Annotated in this window: 6 protein-coding genes; 2 read left to right on the top strand and 4 right to left on the bottom strand. The window is 73.0% G+C overall.

Annotated features, from left to right (window positions below):
• Positions 1–93: 93 nt before the first annotated feature.
• The 4 genes from VKG64_19875 to VKG64_19860 are packed head-to-tail and all read right to left on the bottom strand — an operon-like array spanning position 94 to position 2181.
• A complete protein-coding gene (locus VKG64_19875) occupies positions 94–288 on the bottom strand; it encodes a hypothetical protein (GenBank protein HKB27299.1) in 195 nt (64 codons plus the stop codon).
• A 28-nt stretch (positions 289–316) separates the two neighbouring features.
• Positions 317–736, bottom strand: a complete 420-nt coding sequence (locus VKG64_19870) for a hypothetical protein (GenBank protein ID HKB27298.1) — start codon at positions 734–736, stop codon at positions 317–319.
• Positions 737–739: 3 nt separating this feature from the next.
• The gene (gene pal / locus VKG64_19865) at positions 740–1756 is read right to left on the bottom strand and encodes a peptidoglycan-associated lipoprotein Pal (protein HKB27297.1); all 1017 of its coding nucleotides are present in this window, start codon (positions 1754–1756) and stop codon (positions 740–742) included.
• Complete coding sequence (locus tag VKG64_19860) at positions 1753–2181, bottom strand: helix-turn-helix domain-containing protein (protein ID HKB27296.1); 429 nt, start codon at positions 2179–2181, stop codon at positions 1753–1755. Before VKG64_19860 ends, pal begins: the two co-directional genes overlap by 4 nt.
• An 88-nt stretch (positions 2182–2269) precedes the next feature.
• Between VKG64_19860 and VKG64_19855 the strand changes: the two genes are divergently transcribed.
• The gene (locus VKG64_19855; GenBank protein HKB27295.1) at positions 2270–4384 is read left to right on the top strand and encodes a hydantoinase/oxoprolinase family protein; all 2115 of its coding nucleotides are present in this window, start codon (positions 2270–2272) and stop codon (positions 4382–4384) included.
• Positions 4385–4466: 82 nt separating this feature from the next.
• The coding region (locus VKG64_19850) for a hydantoinase B/oxoprolinase family protein (protein ID HKB27294.1) at positions 4467–5908 on the top strand (1442 nt) is incomplete at its 3' end.

The following is a 5908-nucleotide window of genomic DNA, read 5'->3' as shown; positions in this document are numbered from 1 at the left end:
GCCGACGATGCGCCCCTCGACGACGGCCTTGTAGGACTCGCGCTCGAACGCGATCTTGCGCCCTGCCAGGGCGCCTCGCAGCGTGCCGTACATTCAGCCGGCGACGGCGGCGACGATGTGGTCGAGCGTCGAGGCGAGCGGCGGCCCCTCCTTCACACCGTAGTACTGCCGGAGGGCGCCCTGGACGCCGTAGACGACGGGCTCGGGAACCTCACCGAGATACGCGCGGCGATACCCCTCGTGGTACTCGAGACGGGCGCGGGAGACGTATTCGAAGTCGTCGGCCATGGGAGCCCTCCCTCGGATTGCGAGCGCGTCAGTCGCCTCGGTCCTGGGGGGGCCGGGCGGGTTCGAACGTGAGCGGCACGCCGCCCTTCACGAGCTTCCAGTCCTCGGCGCGGCCCCACATGGCGAGGCGTCCGTTCTTGAAGAGGAACCAGTAGCCCGAGACGCGGCCCGACGTGCGGTTGACGAGGAACACCTCGCCGATCTCGAACAGATCGCCCATCTCCGTGCGCTGCGCCGCCCGCATGTGGAGGGACGCGACCTTCACGGCCTTGCCGTCCGGGTCCACGTCGCGGGCGCCGAACGTCTCGACGACCGCCACCTTCGGCTGCCCCAGGACGAGCGACCTGAGCCTCGCCTCGTCCCGGTAGCGGGGCGCCGACGCCGCGCAGCCGCCCGCCGCGAGGACGAGGGCGGCCAGGAGCAGGGCGCGACGAGCCGCGGCACCCATCGGTCACTTCATGTGGTCTCCGGTCATGCGGCTGCCACCGCCCGTCAGCGAGCGCAGATACGCGACCAGGTCGATGAGCTGCTTGAGCGTCATGGTGTCCGCGTAGCTCGGCATCTTGGACAGGCCGTCGGCGCCGGTGTACCCGGCGCCCTGGACGATGACGCGATTCGGGTTCACGATCGACTCGGCGAAGTACTCGGCCGGATGGTGCAAGCCCATCCCGGTCAGCTCCGGGCCCGGGCCGCGCGACGCCTTCGCCTCGGGAAAGCTCTCGCCCTTCACCTCGTGGCAGGCGAAGCACTCCAGCGCGACGAACACCTTCCGTCCCTCGGCGGCGTCGCCCGGCGGCATCAGGAACTTCCATCCGCGCGGGACGCCGCCGTTCACGTGGAGCTCCTTCATGGTCGCGCGGATCGGCGCCGGCGCCGCCGTCTTCGCCGGCTCTCCATGGCCCGTATGCTTCGCGAGGAAATGGGCCCGCCGGTTCTTCGCCCAGCACTCCTCGCTGTGTTCCGTGCAGAGCGGCCGCTCCTCGCCGTAGCTGACGAACGTGAAGCGGGTTTGCTTCACTCCCCGCGAGACGAGATAGTTCAGCGTCGCGCGGGCCCGGCGCTCGCCGAGGGCCAGATTGTACTCGTTCGTGCCGCGCTCGTCGCAGTGTCCCTCGATGAGCACGAGCTGCTCGGAATGCGACGCGAGCCAGGCCGCGTGGCCGTCGAGGATCTTCGCGTCGTCGGGCCGGATCTCGTACTTGTCGAAGTCGAAGTGGATGTCCGCGAGGTCCGGGACCGCTTCGTACCCGGTGAGCACGGGCCGCGCCATCGCGCCGCGAGGCCCGCCCGGCGCCTGCGCGGGAGCCGGCCCCGGCTGGCTGGCGGCGCGCGGCGGCGCGCCCCCGGGCCCGCCCGGCGGCGGCGCCGACACGGTCGTGGACGACTGCTTGGCGCAGCCGGCGAGCGCCAGCGCCAGGAGCAGCGCGGGCGCGAGGAATACCGCGAGGTACGGCCGTTGCGTCTTCATGTGCCGGGTCCTCCCTGTGTGAGGCGCTTCAGGATCTTCACCAGCTCCGGCCCTTCGCGCCGGAGCTCCGAGAGCGAGTACGCCGCCAGCTTCCTCAGCTTCGCCTCCCCCGCCGGCGTGAGCTCGACCAGCACGCGCCGCCGGTCCGACTCCGCGCGGCGCCGCCGCACGAGGCCCCGGGCGGCGAGCCGGTCGATGAGCCCGACCGCGCTGTGATGGCGGATCTGCAGCCGCTCGGCGAGCGCGCCGACCGTGGCCTCGTCCCGTCCATCGAACGCCTTGAGCTCGAGCAGCAGCTGATAGTGCCTGGCCTCGATGCCCGCGGCGCGCGCGGCCTGTTCCCGCCGCACGAGGAATCTGCGGAGCTGGTGGCGGAAGTCGGCCAGCGCCCGGTAGTCGGCGGTCCGCGGCGTGTTCCGGGACACGCGCCAGTATATCGTCTTACGATATGAATGCCGGCGTGAATTCCCGGGGGCGTCGTCCGCCGGCCGGGCACGATACAATGCCCCCGGCATGAGCCGGACCGGCACGCTGGCGGTGGACGTGGGCGGCACCTTCACCGACGTCACGTTCGCCGACGCCGCGACCGGTGCCCACTGGGTCGCGAAGACGCCCTCGACCCCGGAGGACCTCTCCGCCGGCTTCCTGACGGCCGTGCGCAAAGTGCTGGCGCTCGCCGGCCGCGCGCCCGCGGACGTGATCCGCGTGCTGCACGGGACGACAACGGCGACCAACGCGATCCTCGAGGGCAAGACGCCGCCGACCGCCCTCGTCACCACCGCCGGCTTCAAGTACGTGCTCGAGATCGGCCGCCACGACATCCCGCGCCACGGCAACCTGTACGGCTGGAGCAAGCCGGCGCGCCCGATCACCCCCGACCGCGTGTTCGAGGTCACCGAGCGGCTCGACGCAACGGGCGCGGTGCGGGCGCCGCTCGACGAGGCCGAGGCGCGGGCGGTCGCGCGGCACCTGGCGCAGCTCGGCGTCCCGGCGGTGGCGGTCGTCTTCCTCCACGCCTACGCGAACCCGGCTCACGAGCAGAGGATGCACGCCATTCTGAAAGCGGAATACCCCGAGGTCCTCGTCTCGCTCTCGTCCGAGGTGCTCCCGCAGTTCCGGGAGTTCGAGCGCAGCATGGCGACCGCGCTCAACGCCGCCGTCATGCCGCCGGTCAGCCGCTACATGGGCGTGCTGCGCGAGGCGCTCGACGGCGAGGGCGTCACGGCGCCGGTCCTCGTCATGAAGTCCGACGGCGGCGTGACGAGCGCCGCCACGTGCATCCGCCAGCCCGTCCAGACGGTCCTCTCGGGACCCGCGGCGGGCGTCGTCGGCGCGCTCGGCGTCGCGCGCGCCGCCGGGCTCGGCGACATCATCTCGATCGACGTGGGCGGGACGAGCGCCGACATCTGCCTCGTCCGCGGCGGCCGTCCCGAGGTCACGAAGGACGGCATGGTGGGGCCCTTTCCCTTGAAGCTGCCGATGCTCGACATCCACACGATCGGGGCCGGCGGCGGGAGCATCGCCGTCGCGAGCCGCGCCGGACGCCTCACGGTCGGCCCGAGGAGCGCCGGCGCCGAGCCGGGCCCGGTGTGCTACGGCCGCGGCGGGACCGAGCCGACCGTCACCGACGCCCACCTCGCGCTCGGCCGCATCCCCGCGGCGCTCCTCGGCGGCGAGCTCCCGCTCGACGTGAGCGCGGCGCGCGCCGCCATCGAGACGCAGATCGCCCGCCCGCTCGGGCTCGGCGTGGACGAGGCGGCGGCCGGGATCGTCGAGATCGTCGACAACGCGATGGCGCGCGCCATCCGGGCGGTCTCGGTCGGGCGGGGCCACGATCCGCGCCGCTTCGCGCTGGTCGCCTTCGGCGGTGCCGGCCCGCTCCACGCCTGCCGGCTCGCCGAGCTGCTCGACATCCCGACCGTCGTCGTCCCGCCGCGGCCCGGCGTGCTCTCGACGTGGGGGCTCCTCGATACCGACGTCCGCGCGACGTTCGTGCGGACCGTCGGGCCGGCCGAGCGCCGGGCCGCCGCGGATGGCGGCGACGTCGGAGCGCTCGAGGCCGCGTGGGCCGGGCTCGAGACGCGGGCGCGCGCCTGGCTGGACGGCGAGCAGGTGCCGCGCGACCGGCAGCGCTTCGAGCGCGCCGCCGACCTCCGCTACGAGCACCAGAGCTTCGAGCTGACCTGCACGGCCGCCGAAGGGCCGCTCACGCCGCAGCACCTGCGCGAGCTCCTCGCGAGGTTCCACGGCGAGCACCGCCGTCTCTACACGTACGACCTGCCGGGGGCGCCGATCGAGCTCGTCAACCTCCGCGTCACCGCGATCGGCCGTCTCCCCCAGCGCGCCGCGCCGTCCGTCGCCGCCAGCGGCCCCGACGTCGCTCAGGCGCTCGTCGGGCGCCGCCCGGTCCACTTCCGCGGAGCCGGGTCCACTGAGACGCCCTGCTACGCGCGCGACCGCCTCCGGCCCGGCATGACGTTCGCCGGCCCCGCGATCGTGGATCAGGAGGACGCGACGACGCTCGTGGCGCCGGGCTTCCGCGCGCGCGTGGACGGAGCGCTCGACCTCGTCCTGGAGCGCCAAGCCACGCCCCGAGTGCCACCGGCCTCGCGGGCGTCCATGGAATGAATCCCGCCATGCGGAACACAGCCGCCACGCATCTCGGTCAGGGCACGTCCCGAGTGCCCCCGGGCTCGCGGCCCCCGCTACAATGATCGACCCCGTCACCCACGAGATCATCCGCGGCGGCCTCACCTCGACCGTCCGCGAGATGGAGCTCCTGATGGAGCGTTGCGCGATGTCGCCCTTCATCAAGGAGAAGAAGGACTACTTCGTCGGGATCTACGACGCGGCCGGGCGTATCGTCGCCTGCCACATCTCGGCGAGCGGCCCCGGCATGCTCGCGGCGATCCTCAGAGCGTACCCGCTCGAGACCATGCGCCCCGGCGACGTCTACTGGTTCAACGACCCCTACCTCACGGACGGCGCCGTCCAGCACCACCAGGACATGGTCTTCGTCGTCCCCGTGTTCCACGAGGGGCGGCTCGTCGCGTTCGCGGCGACGTTCGGCCACTACCAGGACATCGGCGGGCTGCGCGCGGGCAGCATCTCGCCGCACGCGACAGAGATCTACCACGAGGGTGTGCTCGTCCCGCCCGTGCGGATCGTCCGGGAGGGCCGGCTCAACGAGGAGGCGTACCGGATCTTCCTGCGCAACTCGCGCCTGCCCGATCTGGTGGAAGGCGACACGCGGGCCATGATGGCCTCCTGCCACCTCGCCGAGACGCGCCTCGGCGAGCTCTTCACGCGGTACGGCGCCGCGACCGTCCTCGCGGCCTTCGACGCGTGCATCGCCGAGACCGCGGGCCGCGCGCGGCCGCTCTTCCTCGGCCTCGTGCCCGAGGGCGAGTGGACGTTCCACGACTTCCTCGACGGCGACGGCGGGACCGACGCGCGGCCCTACCGCGTCGAGCTGACGCTCTCCCGCCGGGGCGAGCACGTGCGGCTCGACGGCAGGCGCTCCGACGACCAGGCGCGCGGGCCGATCAACTACATGACCAATCCGGGACTGCTGCGCATCGCCTTCGGCCGCTATCTCCAGTCGCTCGACGACGGCCTGGACGTGAACGAGGGCCTGCTCGCGAACCTCGACGAGTGGGTCGTGCGCGAGGGAAGCCTCCTCCGGCCCCGCTTCCCCGCCCCGCTCGGCATGCGCGCCAACACGCGCTTCCGTGTCATGTCGTGCATCTTCGGCGCCCTCGCCCAGGCCAACGGCGGCCGGGTGCCCGCGGGCTCGCCCGTCTACGTCCTCTACTACTTCCGCGCGTGGGACGCGGCACGCGGGCGTCCGATCCTCTGCATCGAGGGCCTCGGGGTAGGCCTCGGCGCCCGCCCGTTCGCCGACGGCGTGGACGTCATCTACTACATCGCACAGGAGAACTATCCCGTCGAGTACGTCGAGCGCGACTTCCCGCTGAGCATCGAGCGCTACGCGGTGCGGCCCGATTCGGGCGGGCCGGGGTTCCACCGCGGGGGGGCGGGCGTCGTGCGCGACGTGCGCGTCCTGTGCGAGCGGGCGGAGCTCGCGACGCGGATGGAGAACACGCTCGTCGCGCCCTACGGCGTGGCGGGCGGCCGCGCGGGCCGGACCGG

This window comes from Candidatus Methylomirabilota bacterium, from assembly GCA_035260325.1.
Lineage (GTDB): Bacteria > Methylomirabilota > Methylomirabilia > Rokubacteriales > CSP1-6 > AR19.
The sequence above is the reverse complement of the archived record's forward strand: the minus strand, read 5'-3'. Positions and strand labels throughout refer to the sequence as shown.